General features: G+C 56.3%; 21 protein-coding genes and 1 tRNA gene. 9 read left to right on the forward strand and 13 right to left on the reverse strand.

Annotation, left to right across the window (positions count from 1 at the left end; genetic code table 11):
• Window position 1: 1 nt before the first annotated feature.
• From ISP18_RS15885 to ISP18_RS15895, 3 genes are all read right to left on the reverse strand, one after another.
• A complete protein-coding gene (locus ISP18_RS15885; RefSeq protein ID WP_380014083.1) occupies window positions 2-664 on the reverse strand; it encodes a response regulator transcription factor in 663 nt (220 codons plus the stop codon).
• Between the two features lie 519 nt (window positions 665-1,183).
• Window positions 1,184-3,226, reverse strand: a complete 2,043-nt coding sequence (locus ISP18_RS15890) for a hypothetical protein (protein ID WP_380014086.1) — start codon at window positions 3,224-3,226, stop codon at window positions 1,184-1,186.
• Between the two features lie 590 nt (window positions 3,227-3,816).
• Window positions 3,817-4,278: a cupin domain-containing protein gene (locus ISP18_RS15895; RefSeq protein WP_380014089.1), complete on the reverse strand. Its 462-nt coding sequence runs from the start codon at window positions 4,276-4,278 to the stop codon at window positions 3,817-3,819.
• A gap of 259 nt (window positions 4,279-4,537) precedes the next feature.
• On the opposite strand from ISP18_RS15895, the gene ISP18_RS15900 reads away from it, so the two are divergent.
• Window positions 4,538-4,924 (forward strand): VOC family protein, encoded by a 387-nt coding sequence (locus ISP18_RS15900; RefSeq protein ID WP_380014092.1) that lies wholly within the window; start codon window positions 4,538-4,540, stop codon window positions 4,922-4,924.
• Between the two features lie 116 nt (window positions 4,925-5,040).
• On the opposite strand, the gene ISP18_RS15905 is transcribed toward ISP18_RS15900, so the two are convergent.
• Together ISP18_RS15905 and ISP18_RS15910 are read right to left on the reverse strand one after the other, a co-directional pair.
• Window positions 5,041-5,682: a DUF6348 family protein gene (locus ISP18_RS15905; RefSeq protein WP_380014095.1), complete on the reverse strand. Its 642-nt coding sequence runs from the start codon at window positions 5,680-5,682 to the stop codon at window positions 5,041-5,043.
• 197 nt (window positions 5,683-5,879) lie between these two features.
• Window positions 5,880-6,746 (reverse strand): NmrA family NAD(P)-binding protein, encoded by an 867-nt coding sequence (locus tag ISP18_RS15910; RefSeq protein ID WP_380014098.1) that lies wholly within the window; start codon window positions 6,744-6,746, stop codon window positions 5,880-5,882.
• Window positions 6,747-6,900: 154 nt separating this feature from the next.
• Here ISP18_RS15910 and ISP18_RS15915 point away from each other — a divergent pair, with 154 nt between their 5' ends.
• Window positions 6,901-7,800 carry a LysR family transcriptional regulator gene (locus ISP18_RS15915; RefSeq protein WP_380014101.1) on the forward strand — a complete coding sequence of 300 codons (900 nt, stop codon included), beginning with the start codon at window positions 6,901-6,903 and terminating at the stop codon, window positions 7,798-7,800.
• A 110-nt stretch (window positions 7,801-7,910) separates the two neighbouring features.
• Here the strand turns inward: ISP18_RS15915 and ISP18_RS15920 are convergent, their stop codons facing one another.
• The 3 genes from ISP18_RS15920 to ISP18_RS15930 all read right to left on the reverse strand — a co-directional run bounded on the left by ISP18_RS15920 (window position 7,911) and on the right by ISP18_RS15930 (window position 9,830).
• Window positions 7,911-8,468 carry a sugar O-acetyltransferase gene (locus ISP18_RS15920; protein WP_380014104.1) on the reverse strand — a complete coding sequence of 186 codons (558 nt, stop codon included), beginning with the start codon at window positions 8,466-8,468 and terminating at the stop codon, window positions 7,911-7,913.
• A 174-nt stretch (window positions 8,469-8,642) separates the two neighbouring features.
• Window positions 8,643-9,065 carry a DoxX family protein gene (locus ISP18_RS15925; RefSeq protein ID WP_380014107.1) on the reverse strand — a complete coding sequence of 141 codons (423 nt, stop codon included), beginning with the start codon at window positions 9,063-9,065 and terminating at the stop codon, window positions 8,643-8,645.
• Between the two features lie 60 nt (window positions 9,066-9,125).
• A complete protein-coding gene (locus tag ISP18_RS15930) occupies window positions 9,126-9,830 on the reverse strand; it encodes a pirin family protein (protein ID WP_380014110.1) in 705 nt (234 codons plus the stop codon).
• Between the two features lie 174 nt (window positions 9,831-10,004).
• Between ISP18_RS15930 and ISP18_RS15935 the strand changes: the two genes are divergently transcribed.
• The 5 genes from ISP18_RS15935 to ISP18_RS15955 all read left to right on the forward strand — a co-directional run bounded on the left by ISP18_RS15935 (window position 10,005) and on the right by ISP18_RS15955 (window position 14,657).
• Entirely contained in the window at window positions 10,005-10,916 is a 912-nt protein-coding gene (locus ISP18_RS15935; protein WP_380014113.1) for a LysR family transcriptional regulator, read from the forward strand.
• Window positions 10,917-11,217: 301 nt separating this feature from the next.
• Entirely contained in the window at window positions 11,218-11,772 is a 555-nt protein-coding gene (locus ISP18_RS15940) for a cupredoxin domain-containing protein (RefSeq protein ID WP_380014116.1), read from the forward strand.
• A complete protein-coding gene (locus ISP18_RS15945; RefSeq protein WP_380014119.1) occupies window positions 11,769-12,836 on the forward strand; it encodes a hypothetical protein in 1,068 nt (355 codons plus the stop codon). The genes ISP18_RS15940 and ISP18_RS15945 overlap by 4 nt, the downstream gene beginning before the upstream one ends.
• Window positions 12,837-12,973: 137 nt before the next feature.
• A complete protein-coding gene (locus ISP18_RS15950; RefSeq protein ID WP_380014122.1) occupies window positions 12,974-13,579 on the forward strand; it encodes a DUF4142 domain-containing protein in 606 nt (201 codons plus the stop codon).
• A 379-nt stretch (window positions 13,580-13,958) separates the two neighbouring features.
• On the forward strand, window positions 13,959-14,657 hold the full coding sequence (locus ISP18_RS15955; protein WP_380014125.1) for a hypothetical protein: 699 nt from the start codon (window positions 13,959-13,961) through the stop codon (window positions 14,655-14,657).
• Between the two features lie 491 nt (window positions 14,658-15,148).
• Here the strand turns inward: ISP18_RS15955 and ISP18_RS15960 are convergent.
• Both ISP18_RS15960 and ISP18_RS15965 read right to left on the reverse strand, forming a co-directional pair.
• A tRNA-Arg gene (locus ISP18_RS15960) sits at window positions 15,149-15,225 on the reverse strand.
• Between the two features lie 193 nt (window positions 15,226-15,418).
• The gene (locus ISP18_RS15965) at window positions 15,419-17,320 is read right to left on the reverse strand and encodes a M61 family metallopeptidase (protein ID WP_380014128.1); all 1,902 of its coding nucleotides are present in this window, start codon (window positions 17,318-17,320) and stop codon (window positions 15,419-15,421) included.
• Window positions 17,321-17,636: 316 nt separating this feature from the next.
• Here ISP18_RS15965 and ISP18_RS15970 point away from each other — a divergent pair, with 316 nt between their 5' ends.
• A complete protein-coding gene (locus ISP18_RS15970; protein ID WP_380014131.1) occupies window positions 17,637-18,272 on the forward strand; it encodes an outer membrane protein in 636 nt (211 codons plus the stop codon).
• Window positions 18,273-18,493: 221 nt separating this feature from the next.
• Window positions 18,494-18,856 (forward strand): hypothetical protein, encoded by a 363-nt coding sequence (locus tag ISP18_RS15975; RefSeq protein WP_380014134.1) that lies wholly within the window; start codon window positions 18,494-18,496, stop codon window positions 18,854-18,856.
• An 82-nt stretch (window positions 18,857-18,938) separates the two neighbouring features.
• On the opposite strand, the gene ISP18_RS15980 is transcribed toward ISP18_RS15975, so the two are convergent.
• The 3 genes from ISP18_RS15980 to ISP18_RS15990 all read right to left on the reverse strand — a co-directional run bounded on the left by ISP18_RS15980 (window position 18,939) and on the right by ISP18_RS15990 (window position 20,139).
• Entirely contained in the window at window positions 18,939-19,340 is a 402-nt protein-coding gene (locus tag ISP18_RS15980) for a type II toxin-antitoxin system MqsA family antitoxin (protein WP_380014137.1), read from the reverse strand.
• A gap of 2 nt (window positions 19,341-19,342) precedes the next feature.
• On the reverse strand, window positions 19,343-19,645 hold the full coding sequence (locus ISP18_RS15985; protein ID WP_380014140.1) for a type II toxin-antitoxin system MqsR family toxin: 303 nt from the start codon (window positions 19,643-19,645) through the stop codon (window positions 19,343-19,345).
• Between the two features lie 188 nt (window positions 19,646-19,833).
• Window positions 19,834-20,139, reverse strand: a complete 306-nt coding sequence (locus ISP18_RS15990) for an STAS domain-containing protein (protein WP_380014143.1) — start codon at window positions 20,137-20,139, stop codon at window positions 19,834-19,836.
• Window positions 20,140-20,142: the final 3 nt, after the last annotated feature.

Genomic DNA, 20,142 nt, shown 5'->3' on the forward strand with positions numbered 1-20,142 from the left:
CTCACAGCAATCCCATGGCCTTGGCTTCGAACACCGCGGCAGTGCGCGAGCTTACGGCCAGTTTGCGATAGATGCTCTTCGTATAGCCTTCGATAGTGAAGCGAGAGAGACCGGTAAGATCGGCGATCTCGCGATTGCTGAATCCGCGCGCCACGAATTGCAGAATTTCCGATTCACGCTCCGATAGCGATGTGTCGCTCTTGATCGACAATTCGGCAGAAGACGGCGTCGGCGCGAGATGCTCTGACGACGCGAGCGAAACGAAGGCGAGGATACGACGTGCGATGAGCGGATCAATCAATGCGCCGCCACGACGAATGCTCTGCAATGCGGCGCGAAGCTCCGTATCGTCGCGCTCTTTCATCAGATACCCGACAGCTCCGGATCGAAGCGCCGCCAACACCACTTCTTCATGTCCCCACGCCGAGATGGCTACGGTGATCGTGTCGGAATGGTGCTGCTCGATCCAGTTGATGAGTTCGAGTCCATTGCCATCTGGCAATCCAATATCAATGAGCGCGAGGCGGGGGTTGAAGTCTGAGACGGCGGCTTTGGCATTGGCGACGCTGTCCGCAACCATGATGCTGTCAGTCGAGCCGACCAATTCAAGCAAGAGTTGAACGAGGCGTCGCTGCGTAGGCTCATCGTCCTCGACGATCAGCACACGATCGAATGCAATGTGATCCCCTGTAGAGACCATGCCCCTTACCCCTGACTAACTTCGGGGTCAATGTTACTCAAGTCGACCGCCGAACGGAGCCAGTGCGCTTTCTTCCGGCACCGCAAGAAATGGCGAGGATGTGACGAAAAGCCACCCTAAGCATTTGAAGATCATGGAGAAACACGGGGCGACCTGCCATGAAGCCGATCGTGTGTCATTGCACCGTAATGTCTGTTTTGGGTCGTGAGCGGACACCTCCATTTCGTCAGGTTTGTAACATAGCGCCGGCACGAATGCCGGCGCTTTTGATTAGCTCACCCTTTGCGCAAAGCACTGGGCTACTGCTGATGAATCTACTAGGGCCACAAACGCAGGAGCCATTGCAGGACGCATCAATCAGCGAGGAGATCCTGCTCAAAACATAGGGCGATGTGCACTTTGGCAAAGTGACTTTGCGCGCCTCTATAAGTGTCAGATCCAGGCTAGCTTTGACGGTCAATATGACCCATGTTTTGTTGTGCGTCACTGAACGTTCGAATAGATAACGGCTAACGTGTTTACAGAAGTTAGGGGTTTTCCACCGGTAACGTCCTGTATGTAGAAGGTGGTGCCATTAGCCACCCAGGTGCCTGTAACCGCGCTACCTGCAGCGGCACCACCCGAAAATAATGTACCGCTCGGCGAATCCATATGAATTTCTACATTGGTGACGGAAGGAATGGCCGTAGCGTCCCAATAGATCGTGGTCACAGCAAGTTTCGAGGCGTTTCCCATCATGGGGTTGGGATAGGCGTAGGCCACAATGTTCTTGCTGTTAGTGAAATTCGAGATTCCTTCGCCGTACCAATGACCCTTGGCTGTGGGGCCCGTATAGGCAATCGTTCCCCATTCCGCGGCGAAATTATCCGTGGTTGCTAGAAAAGAAGTTGGATCGGCGTAACTGGTGGAACTACCCTCGTGCCATGAGATGCCAGTAGGTAATGTTTGATTGAAGACCTTTGTCCCGGACGCAGTAAAGCTCACCTGAAATAGATCGTAGCCGGAATCCCCCAGCGTGGGAGGCGTACCATCAGTTAGTGAATCACTTGCGAACCATTGCGTGCCAGCAAGTACGCGTCGGGAGAGTAGTTGTTGCATGTAGTCATAGTATTGATTTGTGTACGGGTTGGATAACTCGTCTGTATTCGCTTCTCCGATAAAAATTTTCTGCGAGGGAATGGCGTAGTCTCCAGGATAGTTCTTGGTGTCTGCGTGTATTACCGCATCGAGCAAGACATTCATATCCGCTGCGGCGTTTTGCAATGGATAGCCGGCACCACCGTAACCTTCAATGCCGATGAGATCGGGCATTGTGTAGCCGCTTCCTGGTGCGAACCAAGACTTGAAGTTCTTAATGATCGGAATTTCAGCCGATGTGCCGGGCGAAACAGGGGACCCGATCAGATAGAGGCCCGCAAACGCCGTTGTAGATCCATTCCAGTGCACTAGATTGTAGAACCAGTTCCAATATTTATTGAAAAAAACTTGGTGAGTCTCCACTCCTCCGGGGCTAGTTTTAACGATGGGATTGAACTCTGGTGCCAGGATAAATCCAAGCACGCGAGGATCTTTGTAATACGACCCGATGGGTCCGTCAGTTAAACCTATAGTGGAGAGCTCAGTAGTCATCACATTTCCGTAAATTGCAGCCGGATCGATGAGACTATGAATAAAGTTGAGAGCCCCGTCAGTAGCTGGCGTCACATCGTATTGATCGGCTAGGCCATTCCACGAAGCGCGGCCGTCGGTACTTTCGCGATAAGGGCTTGTTGCAATGACGAAAATAACCTTCAAGTCATTTGCTGCGGCAATGCGAAGAAGAATTTCCTGTGCCGCGGCGTACTGTGGCGAAGGATAGTTAATAGGGTCATATGAGAAGCCTCCACCATGCTGGCTTTGCCATCCATCGTTGTCCGGCAACGCTACAGTGATGGTGTCAATGCCCGATGCGCGCATAGTCTGCATTTCGTTGTTGATGGACCATACCATTTGCTGACGAGGACTGGGGCTGCCAGCGTCATCTGCAAGCTGCGCCCAGAACGATCCGAGAAATTCGTGGAAGTAAATCGAATGAAACACGGCTGGTTGGCTTGAAGACGACGGAGAGCCGCGAGTGATAGTTACTGGTCCAGCAAATTGATTACCAGCGGTCGGGCTCACCACATAAAAGCGTAACCCCTGTGTCGCCAAGAGACTTTGGAGAGTTGGATCATTAATTCTGAAGGACAACGCTCCAGTTACGGAGCCAGGAAGGTAAGTAATGTTGGGTGGGCTTACCGAGAGCAAAATGTTCGATCCAGTCGTTGATCGAATATCAACATACGTATTGGCGTCGAAGTCTGTGCCATACAGCAAGATTCCGTAGTTGTCGTAGTCAACCGTCTGGCCGGAAGACAGGGTGGGTGCGGGGGCCGTGGTAGTCGATTGCGTCGGAGGCGCAATGACCACGGGAGTGGTTGTAGTCGGTTCGGCTGGAGTTGCAGCGAGCGGCAACACGACGAGTATGAGTAGAAGAATTTTACGCATGTCAGCTTCCTTGTGAGTGGTGCTCTATTGAGGGATTTTAAAAAATAACGGGCACGTCTTACTGCTTCGCAAAGTCGGAGGTGCATTCCTGGCTCAGCAATCACAAAAAAAGAGAGTCTCGCTCGCTACGACCTCTCGATTCAAATTAAATAAAGCCTAGTGGCAGCGGTATGCCCGGGGGAAATACAACCCCGGACGAGCAGGTGTAGGGGCGTCCGTCAAGGAGTCCTTCATGGCACATCGGACAAACGGTTAGGATCCCCATCAAGCCCCCTTTCTTTCCTGAAGGACGTCCGCTTTGGGCGGCGGACATTCCTGAAAGTTGCTTCACCCAGCCCGTCACTTTGGCAGTGCCAGTAATGGGGCTAAGGGCGTACGTGCCTCCAAAGAAACGGCTGGTCTCTACGGTGCCATCATCTTTCCGGACTATTGAGACAAAGCCATCTCTCTCATACGCACCTTCGCTTGCTTGAATCTGCCACAAAATTTCCGCCTTGGGTCGGAAGCGGACCTAATGGATTCCTTGCCACCTAAGCATTGCCACTTCCATATGGCTTGCCGCAATCCACCCCAAGCAGCCAAGAACGCGGCTAAGTAGCCGGCGTTTCAAGGCTATGCTCCGTGGGCTGGGGCGTGATGGTCATCACCTTGAGCCGATCGGACCCTTCAAAGCGGTGCCAGACACCCATAGGTATAACAATGAGTTCATGTCCAGCGAGGAAGAACCGCTCTTCCTTGGTATTTGTCAGCAGGACAATGGTGGTTGTCCCACCCAGCACCATGACAACTTCGTCGCCGTTGGGGTGGCGCTCCCATTCGCTAGAACCGGAGTAGTAGCTTACATACACGGCGCCGTCTCGGTACGGTGCGACCTTAGCAAATGCTTCGCTGGCGTCCTGGCCGAACGCCATCTCTGGAGATCGATTCGGTAAGTGCTTCAAGCCGGACAGGACTTGGGTAAGTGATTTTTTCATAGGCGACAGGCGATCCTTTTCTCGTATCGAATCCTTTATCGAATGATCTGTTGAGTCGGCACCGATATTGGGCTTCACAGCATCATCGTTGCATTGAACGAGCGGTTGACATCCGTTGCATCCACCGGCTGAATCCGCAGTCGGAGGCGGCCAATTTGCTCGTGCGCTAATCGTACACACATTGAGTGTCGCCTCGCCCTCGCGCTGCAGCGTAAACGCTTAACACAGGGAGGTCCTGCGCAAAGTCGACGACACCTTCAGCGATCTGTTCGGCGTTCCCTATAAACCGAAGCGAACTGCGCTACGCTCTGCCTTCGTTCTTCATTGGAGATTTCAGATGAGGCGAGTTACTGGCATTGGAGGGATCTTCTTCCACGCGAAGGATCCTGCTGCCCTGCAAGCTTGGTACAAGCGGCACCTTGGCATCGATGTGCAGGGATGGGGAGGCACTGCGTTCACTTGGACGGATGGGTCAGGCAACCCAATGAAGGGAACAACTGTCTGGTCGATCGGTGCTGCCGGCGGCGATTGCTTCGCACCGAGCAAGTCGAGTTTCATGATCAACTACCGCGTCGAGGACTTGGCTTCGCTTCTTCAGGCATTGCGCGAAGAAGGTTGCAACGTACTCGAGAAGACGGACGACTCCGAGTATGGCAAGTTCGGCTGGGTCGTGGATCCAGAGGGGAACAAGGTCGAACTTTGGCAGCCGCCCGAGGGCCAATGAGCCCTCGTCTGATCGGCCAGGATGCGCCGCCTAACTAAGCGGACCCGCCTTCGGCGGTCCGCTTGAGTCAAACGTTAGGCATCAGTCATGACATGTCGTAACACAGATACGTGATTTCAGTAATCACGAATATCCAGCGCAATAAAGCAACGCGCGCTGTATCCCTTCTCCGTTGACGGCCAAGCCAACTGGCTCAACAGACGATCACCACCCGGCCACGGCTGGTTATCCAGCAACGCCTCGGTAACCACCGAGCCGTCATCGGCGCGGCGATGGAACAGGCGGATCCAGTGCAATTCGCCGCTCAATGATTCGTTACGCAACGCATCGTGTAAGCCCGGCAACAAGCCATCGGGCGCAGACACGTCATCACGACTGAACGCCAGCGGGCCGACGAATACATCCCAGCTCCGCATGCCCAGATCCCAGCTTTGCAGTTGAATACGTCGATCATCGGTGACGTACCAGCATGCGGCCAACAGCACGTGCAACACATTGCGTTCGAACGCGTTCAGCGCATCGCGCGCACCGGTATCACCACGTCCATTGCCGGCAAAGCTTTCCTCGATGTGGCGCTCTTCGCTGATCACCACATCCACATCCAGGCGGCCCGGTGCACCTTCTGCGCCCTCATGCCAACTGGCGCGCACTGCAGGAAAATCACCGTCCGTTACCAGCCACTCTTCATCCAATTCCAGCTCCACGTCATGGCGCTCGAACAGGCGAAGCAAGTCAGCTTGCACGGCGTTGTCGTTCATCGGAAAACTCCTGGGCGGTAAGCCGCGATAGCCTCTCATAGATGCGTTGCTGCTCCCAGCCCGCCTGCTGGAATCGAGTCGGTCACTTTTGAAGGCTCTTACTCGCTCCCGCCTTCGCGCGATTTCGATGAATACATCGTGTCGAGATGATGACCGCTTTGGGTTACGACTTCAGCCGCTCGATGCAACGCTTACGACTAGCGCGTGCCATTAACAAGTGCACGGATAGCCTGATCAAGTTCGACCTGACCCTTGCGAACGCTGGTGTCCTCGCCTTCGAAAGTGATCCAGCCTTCGTTGAAGCCATCCAGCATCTGGATCCGCGGCACAGGGTCATTCATGCCTTGGGCGCGGAAAAGCCCAGCCCAATCTTCCCGCGGCACAACCTCGGTACGGACGGTGCGGCCAAGGACCCTGCTGAACGCTGCGGCGATGTCGTTGGGAGATACGCGGCGCGGTCCTTCCAGCTCGACCATCCGAGTGCCGGTCCATCGCTCCTGGATGAGCTCCGCTGCGATGCGCCCGACGTCTTCTGTCGAAACCATAGGGAACGTCGCATCGACGGGTTGCAGGAAGGTATGGATGACGCCATCCCGTTGCGCCGATTCGACATCCCATTGCAGATTATCGAGAAACCAGCCGGGACGCAGTATCGTCAGCGGCATCGCCAAGCCGGCCAGTCCCTCTTCGAGGATCGTGCGCTGAGTCAGCAGGTTGGATTGCTTCGCCTGGGCTCCAATCGTCGACAGGCAGACCACCTTCCCCGGAGCGGCGGCGCTGAGCGCCTGCCGGATGGTCGCTGCACCTTTGCGAGCTTCCGGGAACCCCGGTGCCGGATCGAAATTCGACGGCGGCAGGATGAACACGCCCTCGGCACCTCGAAATGCCGCGGTCAGCGATGCCACATCGTCCATGTCGGCGATAGCCACCTCACATCCCTTTTCGGCAAATGCCTTGCCCTTCTCCGCATCGCGGACGATGGCTCGTACAGGCTGGTGGGCGCTCAAGAGGGCTTGCGCCATGGCGCCGCCGACTTTTCCCGTGATTCCGGTAATTGCGTACATGGATTTTTCCTCGGTCAAAAGCTGTATTGAGGGACGAAGCGAGTCCCAGTGCTGGGCAAGTTAATAGCTAGCCATCGTTGACTGAAGTGAAATAAGATCAAAGGATTGATGATAAATAATCAAAAGGCATTTTCGGATGGCGTTTGATGGGCGAGTGATCTCAAATGTCGGGGTGCTGGCCGCGATCATCGAGAGCGGCAACTTTTCCCGCGCAGCCGAAACGCTCGGCTTGTCGCCCTCAGGCGTGAGCAGGGCGATAGCACGGCTGGAAGCGCACATCGGCGTACGGTTGCTGGACCGCAATACACGGTCGGTATCGCTGACGGACGAGGGGCGGCGTTTCTTTGAAAACGTAGCGCCGCTATTGAACGGTATCGAAAACGCGGTGGTGCTCACTGCTGGCGCAACCGAAACCGTCAAGGGGCGCCTCCGTGTGAATGTCGACGCGTTCTTCGCCCGCATGATGCTGGCCCCTCACATCACCCGCTTTATGGACATGCACCCGGATATCTCGCTGGAACTCGTCACCAAGGATCAGCTGGGCGACCTTGTCGGTGAGGGATTCGACATCGCCGTGCGCTTCGGTGAGCCGCCCGAGTCCTCGCTCATCGCCCGCAAGCTTGCCGAGACACGCACGATTACCGTTGCCGCAAAGGCTTACCTGAAAAAGCACGGCAAGCCGGCCCACCCGGACGATCTGGCACAACACGATTGCATTCTGGTGCGCAACTCGCTCACCGGACACCTGATGCGGGACTGGCAATATCGGCGGAACCGGAAAACGGTCGCTGTAAGCGTGCATGGGCGACTGGTGGTCAACGAAGCGGGAACGCTATTAGGCGCATGTTTGACCGGTGCAGGCATTGCACGCATGAAGGCCATCGGTATTCGCGATCAGCTCGCTGCCGGCGAACTGGTCGAACTATTGCCAGATTGGCAATGCGAGAGCTTCCCTCTCTACGCCTTGTATCCGTCGCGCCATCTTCCTGCGGCCAAGGTGCGGGCGTTCATCGATTTCGTGGTTACGTCGTTGCTTGAACCACGGAGCAATTAGTCCACTGCTTAGCAGCATGCTGCTCGCGCAGTCTTCAGTGTGGTGCATCGACCGGCCGAGTCCGCAGTCCGAAGCGAACACTTTACCGAGCTTTGTGCTGCCTCGGATGTTCAACCATCGATCGAACGAATGAACCGCGCTGGATTTCCTCCAACAAGGCTATTCGGGGGAACGTCCTTGGTGACTACCGAGCCTGCGGCGACAACCGAGTTTTCGCCCACCGTCACTCCACCGATGATCGTTGCACCGGCTGCAATCCAGACGTTTCGCTCAATCACGATGCGCTTTCCGATTGTGATGGATCGGCGCTGCGAAGGGTCCAGGGGATGGCCCGCCGTGATGAGACTCACATTCGGTCCGACCATCACATCGTCCGCGATGTGGAGGCCACCAAGATCGTAGAAAGTGCAGTTCTGATTTATGAAGACATTTCGCCCTACGCGAATTTCGTCACCGCCGGCGGTGTAGAAGGGCGGGATCAGCATAAAGCTCTTGTCTACGGGCTGACCGATGAGTTCACTGAACAAGGCACGAACTTCGTCAGCATCGTTGAACGTCAAACGGTTAAGTGCGGCGGTGATCATCCCCGCTCGTTTGACATTGGCCACCATCTTCGCTGATTCCGGCGTTCCTCCTTGGACTATCTTGGTGCGATCATCATTCGTCATTCGGTATTTCCGTATCCATGCTGGCCACTGGTTTGGATCGATTTCGCAATGTCTGCTTCAGCGCCCCCGTCTAAGCGGTGAAAGCACTATGAGTCTACCGAATCTTGGAAGCCATAAAGACGAGGCGATCACCTGCCCCAGCGGGCAAATGATCGCCTCGATGCACCCGCATTCTTAGACATTACCCACAGACACCTTGCCCGTGCTTGCACGTGCGATGCGGTTGTCCAAGCTAAAAGCACCTGCACCGAAATAGGTGATCTGCAGAAGGCCACCCGCCATCATCACGTTCTTAAGAAAGTGAATCATCTGGTTTTGATCGGCAAAGTTGTGGTGGAAGAAAACGGCCGTAGCAATGGCGAATCCCGCCAAGGCAAGCGATACAAAGCGGGCGCGAAAGCCCGACAACAGCAGAAGACCACCACCAACCTCAAAAAGCACGGAAATGGCAAAGGCAAGTGGTGGTGCAGGCAAACCGACGGACGCGATATACCCCACTGTCGCCGCATAAGCACCGAGTTTGCTCAAGCCACTCATAAGGAATGGCAGACCAAGCAAGATGCGACCGAGTAACGGAAGAAATTTGTAACGTTCCATAAGAAAGCCCTCACGAGAAATGATTAGATGAAATGACTAGGTGGAGTCGAAAAGCGTGACTCAGCCGGTGTCCACCATCACCAACTCAGAATCTTCAAGTGCAACGATCTCGACGTTCGTCACATGCGTGATCGCAACGCCATCCAACGCATTCATGGGCTCGCCATTGACCGTGACTTTTCCCGATGCCACGACGAGGTAGGCAGAACGCGACGGTGCTAATTCGTGATGGATTTTCTCCCTCGCCTGCAGCGTTACAGCGAGCACTCGCGCATCTGCGCGAATGGGGAGCGCCCCATCGTCATTTGAAAAGCCGCTGGCAAGCACGACAAACCGGCCGGAGCGATCGTCCTTCGGAAACTTTCTCGTATTCCACTGCGGCTCACCGCCAGCCGTGCGGGGCTGCAGCCAAATCTGATAGAGCTTGAGCGGCTCATCGCCCTTGTTGAACTCAGCGTGGCGTATGCCCGTGCCGGCACTCATGACCTGGACATCGCCTGCATGGATCTGCCCTTCCGATCCCAGACTGTCACGGTGTCCGAGAATGCCTTGCCGGACATAAGTGATGATTTCCATGTCTTTATGCCCATGGAAAGGAAATCCGCCGCCAACGGCGATCTCGTCGTCGTTCCACACGACCAGATTTCCGACCGGTTTGTGCTCCGGATTTCCGCCATCGAAAACCGTGAAGTGGTGCTTTGCGCGCAGCCAACCGAAATCGGCATTGCCCAGTGATTCCCAGCGTCGGTGTGTGAGCATCTTCATGTCCTCTCGCCCGGCGTCCCGTTATGGGACGGCTACCAATCAGGATTCGGCGTTGCTCTTCACTGATTTGGGCGCTGGAGGAATGCTAAATTGGCAATAATCCTAGGCATATCTCCTAATTTGCAAAGGATCATTGCCACTGGTAGAACGATAGGCGGACACCGGAGCCTACCGATGAACCCGATCACGGACCTCAATAATCTTCGGCTCTTCGCGGAAGTGGTCGAGCACGGGAGTTTTACGGCCGCTGCTCGCAGCCTCGGTGTGCAGACGTCAAAGCTCAGCCGGCGGATTCGCGCACTGGAAGAGGAACTCGGCGTGCGCCTGCTAAATCGAACGAGTCGAACGCTCTCGCTCACAGAGACCGGTAGGCAGTTCTACCAACATTGCGCTGCGGTAGTCGCCGAATCAGTAGCCGCCAAAGACATCGTCGATCAGACTCGAACCACACCACAGGGCATCGTTCGGATGAGCTGTCCGGTTGCGCTTCTGTCCTCGGGCGTCGCCGCCATCATCGCCAGATATGTTCAGAACAACCCACAAGTTCGGGTACTTCTCGATGCGACCAATCGCCGTGTCGACGTGATTGAAGAGGGCCTGGATTTCGCCATTCGAGTCAGACTTCCACCACTGGAAAATACTGACCTCGCCTTCCGGCAGCTCGGCGTGTCTGTCCAGATCCTGGTTGCTAGCCCGGCATTGATCGCTCGCCATTCTGCTCCCCATTCCATCGAATCGTTGAGCGATTGGCCCACTCTCGCCATGTCCAGCAACAGCGAAAGATTTGTATGGAACTTGGTGGATACCAAGGGTGTGGTGACGTCATGGACCCATCAACCGCGACTGGCGACGGATGATTTGGACAGTTTGCGCGTTGCGGCGATACAAGGCACAGGCGTTGCATTACTGCCACGCGAGCTTGTCGATGGCGATATCAAGGCCGGCCGGTTACAACACCTTCTTCCGGATATGGCCACGACGCCGGGACTTGTGCACGCGATCTTCCCTTCTCGACGAGGCATGGTTCCAGCCGTTCGCCACTTGCTGGACGCGCTTGTTGTTGGATTTGAAGAGATGAATCGCTAATTCCAGGAAGATCGTCGCTCGCACAGGTTCTGAAGTGATGTTGCCGACCGTTGCGGCAGTTGTGTTTCGTGAACGCTATCGCGCGATTGGCTTCATCAATCGATTCGATATCGTAAATGAATTTGACCTATCAATCCTTCGCCTCCTAGTGTTATGCCTCGACTAATTGGCATAGCTTCAATAAGGGGGTTGCATGCTTGTCCATCGTCTTGGGTTGGCCGTGGCATTAGTAATGTTTTGGGGATTGCCTGGCCACGTAAACGCCGCCACGAATCACACGGGAATTTCTGGAAAAGTCGCCTTGGTTGCTGGGTCGGGTCAGAGCCTGACGCCAGGAGAAGTCACCGATACCTTGGTCTACTTCGTACCAAAGCAAGGCAAGGTACGCGTCCATCCAGGCACCTATACGATCTACACGGTCAATATGGATTTCAGGCCAGCCGCCATGGCCATTCCCCTTGGCAGCACGGTGAAATTCACCAATCTCGACCAGGTGCTACACAATCTCTATTCCGCAACGCCCGATTCAACGTTCGATTTTCAATTCCAGGCTTCGGGACAATCCATCGCGCACGCCTTCACCCACGCTGGGCCGGTACTGATCAGCTGCAACGTGCATCGTTCGATGGAGTTGGATCTGTTGGTGGTGCCCACGCCTTACATGGCCCAGGTCTCAGCGAATGGAAGTTTTTCGCTGCACGGTCTGCCGCCGGGCCCTGGGACTTTATATTTCTGGAATCCTCGGGCGGCACTTTCAGAACAGCCGGTGACCGTGCCCGCGGATGCCGTCGAGCAGCAGTTGATCGCCATGAAGCCGCGCGTGGCCACCGAGCTCAACGTAGGTAATAAGCGATGAAGCCGGCGACCCGATTCCTAATCAGCGGGCTCGTGCTGGTCGTCGCACTTACCGCTGCTGCGTCCGTGGGCGTGCTCTGGTGCGTGCATCGTGCCGCCAACGAGCGGATGCTTGATCGCATTAAGGTCGCTGGCATCGTCGGCACCGATCTGCAGGCGCAACAACTGGAAAACCTTCAGCTGCGTGCACAGTTGCTGGCCGGCGATCCCGCTTTCGTGGACTATGTTGCACAGTCGTTGATCCCCAATCCGCAAATGGGCGGCACGGTAGATAGTCTTTCCATCAGCGATTTGCTGAAGCAACGCCGAAACGGATATGACGTAGCCATCGTGCTCGACCCGCTAGGCAAGCCCGTGAGTAGCTCCGGCTTGTTGGAGAAAGACCGGGCAAGCATCCAGCACGACGCGCTGGTGACGACATCCATCCGCGAACTCAAACAAGTACAAGGCACATGGCTGAATAATGGGCAGTTGCTCTGGGTAGTGGCCAGCCCGCTTCTTCGCGGTAATACGCTGGTAGGTGTATTGGTCGCGGCGACGCGTGTAAGCGATGCATTCACTTCCACTATAGGCCGCGTAGCACGCAGCGATATCGCATTGGTGACCGCATCTAAGTCCAACTCGGTGTCTCTATCCGCCAGTGGCCTCGATGTACGAGTTACGGATTTGCTGTCCAAACAGAGCGCTCAAATTCTTGCTGTATCCAGCGCAAGCGGACAGGTCTTACCACTAAAGGACGGATCGCAGGCCATTACCACATGGGTAACCCCGCTCCGTGTATCGGATGGCCAAGTGGCCTTGGTGGCGCTCGATCAGAGTGATGGCGAGGGCCGCAATCTACCTGCGGAAGGTATGCCACTGCTGCTTGGCGTAATGGTGCTAGGCGTGATCGGACTTCTTTGCGTGCTGGTTCAATGGAGAAGCACCTGGCTCCCGCTGCAACAGGTTATCGAGGTGGTTGACCGGGCCGGTAGCGGCGACGGCCACATGACAGTACGTGTCGGCGGCAGTCCGATCGTTCGTTATTTGCGCGAGGGGATCAATCGCCTCTTGCACTCAAGATAAAGCTGCACGGTTACAAGGCAAAGATTTGACGTTATTCACCAGGCCATCCATCAGCTTCCTTTTCGCCATCGGCGAGATGGCTGCAAAGAAGCTAATCGATGAACACTTCGCCCCCCAGCGCTATGACGGAGAGTCCCTTGAAAATCCTAACTTCTACCGAGTTGAAGGCAAGAAAGAGTGCGGATGTATATACACTGATACGTACAGCCAGCAATCCGTATGTCCGTCATGCGATGGTCGGAATGCTGATCGCAGGTTGCCTGGCCTGTAGCACGATGGCGTTCGGGGCGACCAATCTTTCTGGCTCCGATCTTGCGTTTGTCGAAAAAGTCTCTCAGGGCGGCATGTTTGAAGTCGTGGCGAGCAAAGTCGCGGCACAGAAGGCCCAAGCGCAGGACGTAAAGGACCAGGCGAACACCGAGGTGCATGATCACCAGTTGGTGGGCCAGAAATTGAGGTCAATCGCATCGGCTAACGGCGTCGATTTGCCACCTCAGTTAAATGCCGATTTCCAAAAGCGTGTCGATCGCCTGAGTGGATTGTCGGGCGCGGCATTCGACGAAGCCTATCTGCAAGAGATGGACAGCATTCACGCGCTGGACGGTGCCGCTTTCGCGCAGGAGGCGAAAACCGGACAGAACGATGACTTGAAAGCTTTCGCGGCGGAAACGGTGCGCATCGTCGAACGTCATATCGGCGCATTGCATGGTACGGATGCTACTTATAGGAATAAAACTTTCTAATAGAAGAATGGAATTGTTGATGGCCACGGTCATAACCGGGCGCCAAGGGATGCTCTGATTTAATCCATCGCAGACCTCAGCGGCTCTGTGTGCTTGCAGAGCACAGGGCCATCGGCGAAAGCGGACTGGCCCGATGGACCGAAGCTATGCGGACACACAGGACCGCTGAGGTCTGCGATGAATTAATCAGAGCATCCCAAGATCCGTCTATTGGTAATAGATAGTTACCCGAATGTTCGCTCCGGGTCAGAAGTAGACATCGTCACTTATCGTGCTGCGATCGCAGCAACTGCGACCATGAGACCATTTCCCACGTCAATATAATCCTCAATCCAATTCTTCGGATCACAAAGCTGATAGGGCAAGCACGCTCAGCACATTGGATATACTGAATGCTGCCGATGAAAAAGATCTATTAAGCGCAAAGGCGGTCGCGAAATACGTCGCCCGCCTGTGTTCTTGGCGTGTGCAACTGTTAGTCCAACCACGATATCAATTGGCCGTCGTTCCAGATGAATTAAGTCAGGCGAAGACCGTCGCGGCCGGCGTGGATACACTCCAACGAGACGAGCTCTGCAATGCAGTGTTCAGCGGCATATGGCATCACGGCAAGTCCTATATGGAGCTCCAAAGCCACGTCGCGCCATTAATCCGAGAACTGGCTGAAAATTTGGCGAACTCGATTGATAGCGCGATAGCGCTCGCGGCCTTTTGGGTTTCTAAGGTGAGACTATATCCACAAGCTCCAACGCCTACCGATGTACTTATTTCGCTCGTCATATTGCAGGCAGTGTCGATTAATAGACCGATGTCGAACGCCACTGCACAGCGCATTTGGACCATCTTTAGAAAACTTATCGAGTTCGCGCACGAACCTCGAATGGATGATGCTATTGCGGATAAGTCCGTAAAAACCCTCGCTGAAGTCGCGGTGGGTATCGACCAACATCACAAGCTGACGGGTGATAGAGCAACGGCGGAACGCCTTCTTATAGGCCTTACCCGCGGAACATCCGACTACGATAAGTTCAAGACCGCGCTCACAATCGCTGAACGAAAAAGCTCACAGACTCGATGAGTTAGCGCGTGACGTTTATGTACCAATTGCTCCGGGCTACGCTGGTGGATTACCTCAGTTTAGGCCTCAATAAGAAGTATCGTCAGGCATATAAGCAGCAAAAGCTTTCACCAAAAGGTATTTCGATACCTAGCAATTTTGGCAATCTGACCAAAATCAGTCAGTTAGTACGTGTAAAAGTTGGATCGAGAGTTCATCACGTATGAAATGCCATGCTCGTGCATCCCCCGCTGCATGGCTTGTTGAACTAAGTAGAAGCTTGATATTTGCAGAAGTGGTTTTCCATGAACCCTGGCTTTGTCGAATGCTTTTACAAGGTAGTTCTGTGGCACGGAGAAGGGGAAGTCCATGTGGCGTGTGTAACCATGCTTCGCCAGCAGCGATGCACGCAGCTTAATAGCGCGCCAGATCGTCGCCACAAGCCAGCCATCAAGCTGCTTAAGCGCCAATTTATGGTTGAACGCACAACAGCGAAAACATCGCAAGGAAAATGGCGCGCCCGGAGGGATTCGAACCCCCGACCAATGGCTTCGGAAGCCACTACTCTATCCGGCTGAGCTACGGGCGCGTGGATGGCACGCTGGCGCGGGTGATCCGTAGGGATGGGCGCCAAGCGGAGAGTGAGTATAGCGGAGGTGGGTGGGGATGCCCATGGTTGAGGCATCCCGCAAGGGTGGCCCCTCACCCCAACCCTCTCCCCGAAGGGGAGAGGGAGAGTGGATGCGCCCTCTCCCAACAGGAAGAGGGCGTGCTCACAACAATCAACGCGCCTTGATCAACTGACTCAAGGTATCCGGCTTGCTGGTATCGCGCTCTAGGTGCGGATACTTCAGGCCGCCGTGGTAATCGATGCGCACGGTCTTGTATTCGTCGAAGTTCTTCACCAGCAGCTCGACCGGCTGGTTGCTGTCCTTCGCCGAAGCGGTGACCGCATCCTTGATTGCATCGGGATCGTAGCTGCGGCCGTTGACGGCGACGATGGTCATGCCGGGCGAGATGCCGGCGTTGAAGGCGGGGCTATCCCACAGCACGTCGTTGATGGCGCCTTCCTTGCCGATGGACAAGCCCAGCGAGTACATCAGATCGGCCGTGTGGCGGAAGGTTTCCATCGCTTTGACCGCGTCGGAGGGCTTGTCGTTGTAGACCAGCTTCCAGCCGTGCGATTCGACGCCGCCGATCAGCGGACCGTGGCCATCCAGACGCGTGCGCAGGTAACTCTTCCAATCGTACGGCGTGATGTCGTTGAGTGTCTTGACGACGTCTTCGAAGGTATAAGGATCGACGTCGTACGCGCCGGGGTTTACGCCGAAGAAGGCCTTGCCGAAGTCGTCGATGCTCTTCTTGTTGCCAGTGAGTTCGCGCAGCTTGCTGTCCACCTCCAGCCAGATCATCTCGCCGGCGGAGTAGTAATCCTCGCTAGCCTGGTAGTTGCGGTACGGCAGCGGCCGGCGCAGGGCGATGGTGGGATCGTTGGTGGTGTCCTGCACGTTGCGCCAGCTGGCCAAGCCTGGGCGGCCCCTTTCGTAGGTGGCGGCAACGGCGGCGAGCACGTCCTTGAACTGGCTGTCTTTCCACAAGCCGGAACGGGCAGCGACGACCTGGCCCCAGAACTGCGTCTGGCCTTCATACACCCACAGCAGCGAATCGCCCATCGGCACATTGAAGTTCGGCGTGGCCAGATCGGCACCGCGACGGTACTTGCCATCCCACGAGTGGTTGAATTCGTGTGAGAGCAGGTCACGCATCACCCAGCTCTTGTCCCACTCGGTGAAGTAGGCGGGCGGCGTGCCGTTCTCGCTGGAACGATGATGTTCCAGGCCGTTGCCGCTCATCTTGTCGCTGAGCGAGAGCAGGAAGTCGTAGTGGTTGTAGTGGTGCGCGCCGTACAGCTTGTACATCTGCTGCACGAGCTGACGATGGATCTTCAATTGATCGGGCGAGATTTCCAGATACTTCGGATCGTCCGCCACGATGTTCAAATGCACCGGCGTGCTTGCGCCCGGATCGAGGTCGACCTGCTTGTAGTACTTGCCGGCGTAGATCGGCGAATCGACCAGGTCGTCGTAGTTGATCGATTTGAAGTGCACGGTATCGCCGTCATGCGAGGCCACTTCCAGCGCGGAGCCGAATTGCCAACCGGACGGCAACTTCACGCTGGGTTCGGTCTGGATTTGGCGCGCGTAATAGCCGGCCGGATACAGGCTGACGGTGTTCCACTGCAGGTTGAGCATTTCCGGCGTCATCACCACGCGGCCCTGGCGGGTGTCCTGCGGTGAGAGGAACTGGAAGTCCACTTCCACTTCGCTGGCGCCTTGTGGCACGTCGACTTGGAACGCATACACGTTGTACTGATCGCGCGTCCACGGCAGCACCTTGCCATTGGCCTTCACCGTCAGGCCGGCGAACTTGTCGATAGGACCGGTGGGCGAATGGTTGCCCGGAATCCACTCCGGATACAGCAGGGTGAGCGGGCCCGCTGCCACGGGAATCACTTCATGCACCCGGAACACGCGGTGGGCGATGTCAGTGGCGTCCACGTCGATCTTCAGCGCGCCTGCACTGTAAGGAACGTTTTGCGGTGCGGGCGTGTCGGCATGAACGGCGAGAGCAGTGCATCCCAGCACGGTGGCAAGGATGGCGGCGGCAAGCGGGGTGCGTTTCAAGGGAGTCTCCTGGGTGCGACGAGGCCGCCGCCAACATGAACGTGAAGGCGGCGTAAGGCCACGATCCTAGCCATGTGCGCGTACCCCGCTCCCCTGCCAGAGGTCACGCGCAGGCCTTATGCGGCCTGGAAATCGGGCGCGCGGGAGACGATGGCCGGTCACAGCTCAAGCTGAATCGCAAGCGCCGCGCGCACCCCCCGGAAAAGTTTGGTTCAGGACGGTTGTTACAATCTTGTTACGCCGCGTAACCCCGCGCGGTCCGCGTAGCGACTTCCCCATCGCTGCGACGGTTCATAACAAAGAGATGGAGTCCTCCATGAATAAGCTAGCCCTCTCGGCCGCTGTGGCCGCTCTCGCCCTGTCTCCCGTGCTGAGCCAGGCCGCCCATGCGGATGACACCGCCACTTACGGCGCCAACGTCAATCCCAACTGGCAAGACAACTTCTTCGTGGCCGGTCAGCTCGGCCAGACCAAGTACCGCACTGATCTGCTCACCCATGACAAGGGCACGTTCCAGAACGTGCGCTTCGGCTGGCGCTGGAACGGTATCGTCGGTCCGGAAATCGGTTATGCCTACCTCGGCCGCCCGAAGGCGGACATCGGCAATGGTTTTGCCTCGCTGTCGACCAAGCCGCGTGCCGTCACCATCGGCGTGAACGCCAAGTACAACGTCTATGAGAACTGGTTCGTCACCGCGCACGCTGGTTACCTGCGCTCGCAGACCAAGTTCGATCTGTCCGGCAACCTCGGCGGCAACTACAAGACCTACAACAACGGTCTGTACGCGGGCCTCGGCGTTGGCTACGACCTGACCAAGAGCTTCAGTGTCGGCCTGAACTACGACAACTACCGTCTGAATGCCGGCAACAGCACCAGCGAGAACTACGTTGGCGTGGGTCGCAACCGCGTGAACGTGGCGGCTTACTCGGCTTCGGTGGAATACCGCTTCTAATAAAGACGCTACGCGTCACTGCAAGCTCATCAAAACCCCCGGGCGACCGGGGGTTTTGTTTTTTGCCGCGCGCTAACCAAGTCACTGCTCTCACTGCTTGCCAAGAGCGAGCACTTCCCAGCCCCTTCTACCGAGGCTCGCGCCCTAAAGTTCGTCGCGTCCAGGCCGATAGCCCTTACAAGCCGCTGTTTCGTTTCGTATTGGCCCCTGAGGACTGAGACATGAGAACCGTACTCGCCGCGACCTTGCTGCTGGTCGCCCCCATCGCCGCCCATGCCGCCTGCGCAGCTACCGATTTCGCCATTCAGGACGTCAAAGTCGCCGCCGTCGGTACGGGTATCGCCACCCGTTTGAGCGTCAAAGGCAAGCTCATCAACAACTGCGCAGCGCCGGCCGCCGCCCAGGTGCGCCTGGACGCGAAGGATGGCTCCGGCAACGTACTAGCCTCCAAGATGGGCTGGCCCGGCGGAACCACCAACATCAGCCCCGGCCAGTCGGTGGATTTCGACATGGGCCGCTTGCTGCATTACCAGTCGGACATGCAGAGCTACTCGCTCAGCGTGGTCGATGTGAAAGCCTGGTAAGCGTTTTATCGAATCATAAAAATGCGTGTGAACCTGCCGACGGCACTAGCCCATGCCGTCGGTTTTTTTGCGCGCCGCACGGTCAGGCAGCTTTGACCTCGTCAAGTAGCTCGGGATGACGATCCAGCAACTTGAACAGTTTGATCAACGCCAGCGGCGGTTTGGTTTTGCCGTTCTCATAACGGGAGAAGGCATTGACGCCGCCACCAAAAATCTCACTAGCCTCACGCTGGTCCAGATCAAGCTTCTTGCGAACCTTGGCGATGTAACCAGGCTCGACAAAGGTTGCGTTTATCTGTCGCTGGAATCGTCCAATCCATTCGCCATAACGATCACCGTGCTCGCGATCCATCACAACTTCACCGCAGGCAGGACAGAAATCGCCTGTCACAGCTGGAATCCTGGTGGTTTCGCCCTTGTATGTGTACGGGACGTTGCGCGTGTCGTAAATCAGTTCCGCCGCGCCGCAGCTAGGACATTTCATCGTCACAGCTCCTTGAAAGAAACGATCAGCACGTCGTCAATGATGGTCAGCTTCTGATATACCTCATGGCCGGTTGTCATCCTGGCGTGATACACGTCCTGCCAGATCCGATGATCGGCGTGCGTCGTCATGCTCTTGTAGAAGTGCGTCGGCGTGAGCGCCATGATTACAGCGCACATGCCATCCAGGTCATCAATACCAAGCTCAGCTGCGCCGGCATAAGCGCTGGCCGTGGCTTTGACCTTCCCTGCTTCGACCAAGGCTTTCACGACTGCCAACTTGCAGTGCGGGGTGCCTTTCTCCATGAGACATTTTAACCTACTTGGTTAATTTGGCAAGTAGGTTATTTCCATCCCAAAGCTGCCCTGACCAGGGATGTGCATAGTGCTGCTGGGGTTCGGCGTTGCCTCACCACCAACCTACGCGAAGAACACGACTTTTAAGCGAGATGGGCTCCTCGCCCTCGGAAGGGAGAGGTAGAAGAAACACGCGCTCAGTGCAGCGTAAACAACTTGTCGAACCCCGCCACTCGCAGAGTCCCGCGCAGCGCACTGCTGGCGTTGACGATGCGGATCTCCGCGCGATCGCCACCGGCGTGCTCGCGCAGCAGCAGCAGCATGCCCAGCGCGGAGCTGTCCATGCTTTCCACGTCGCCAAGATCGATCACGTAACTGCGCGAGGGTTTGCGCTCACCCAGGCAGGCGTCGTGGAAGCTGCGGTGCACGCTGAAATCAAAATGGTCGCCGAATTGCAGCGTGAGGCAATCCTGTTCGGTGTCATGCTGGACGTTGAGGTTCATGAC

Source organism: Dyella humi (genome assembly GCF_044904605.1).
Classification (GTDB): Bacteria; Pseudomonadota; Gammaproteobacteria; order Xanthomonadales; family Rhodanobacteraceae; genus Dyella_B; species Dyella_B humi.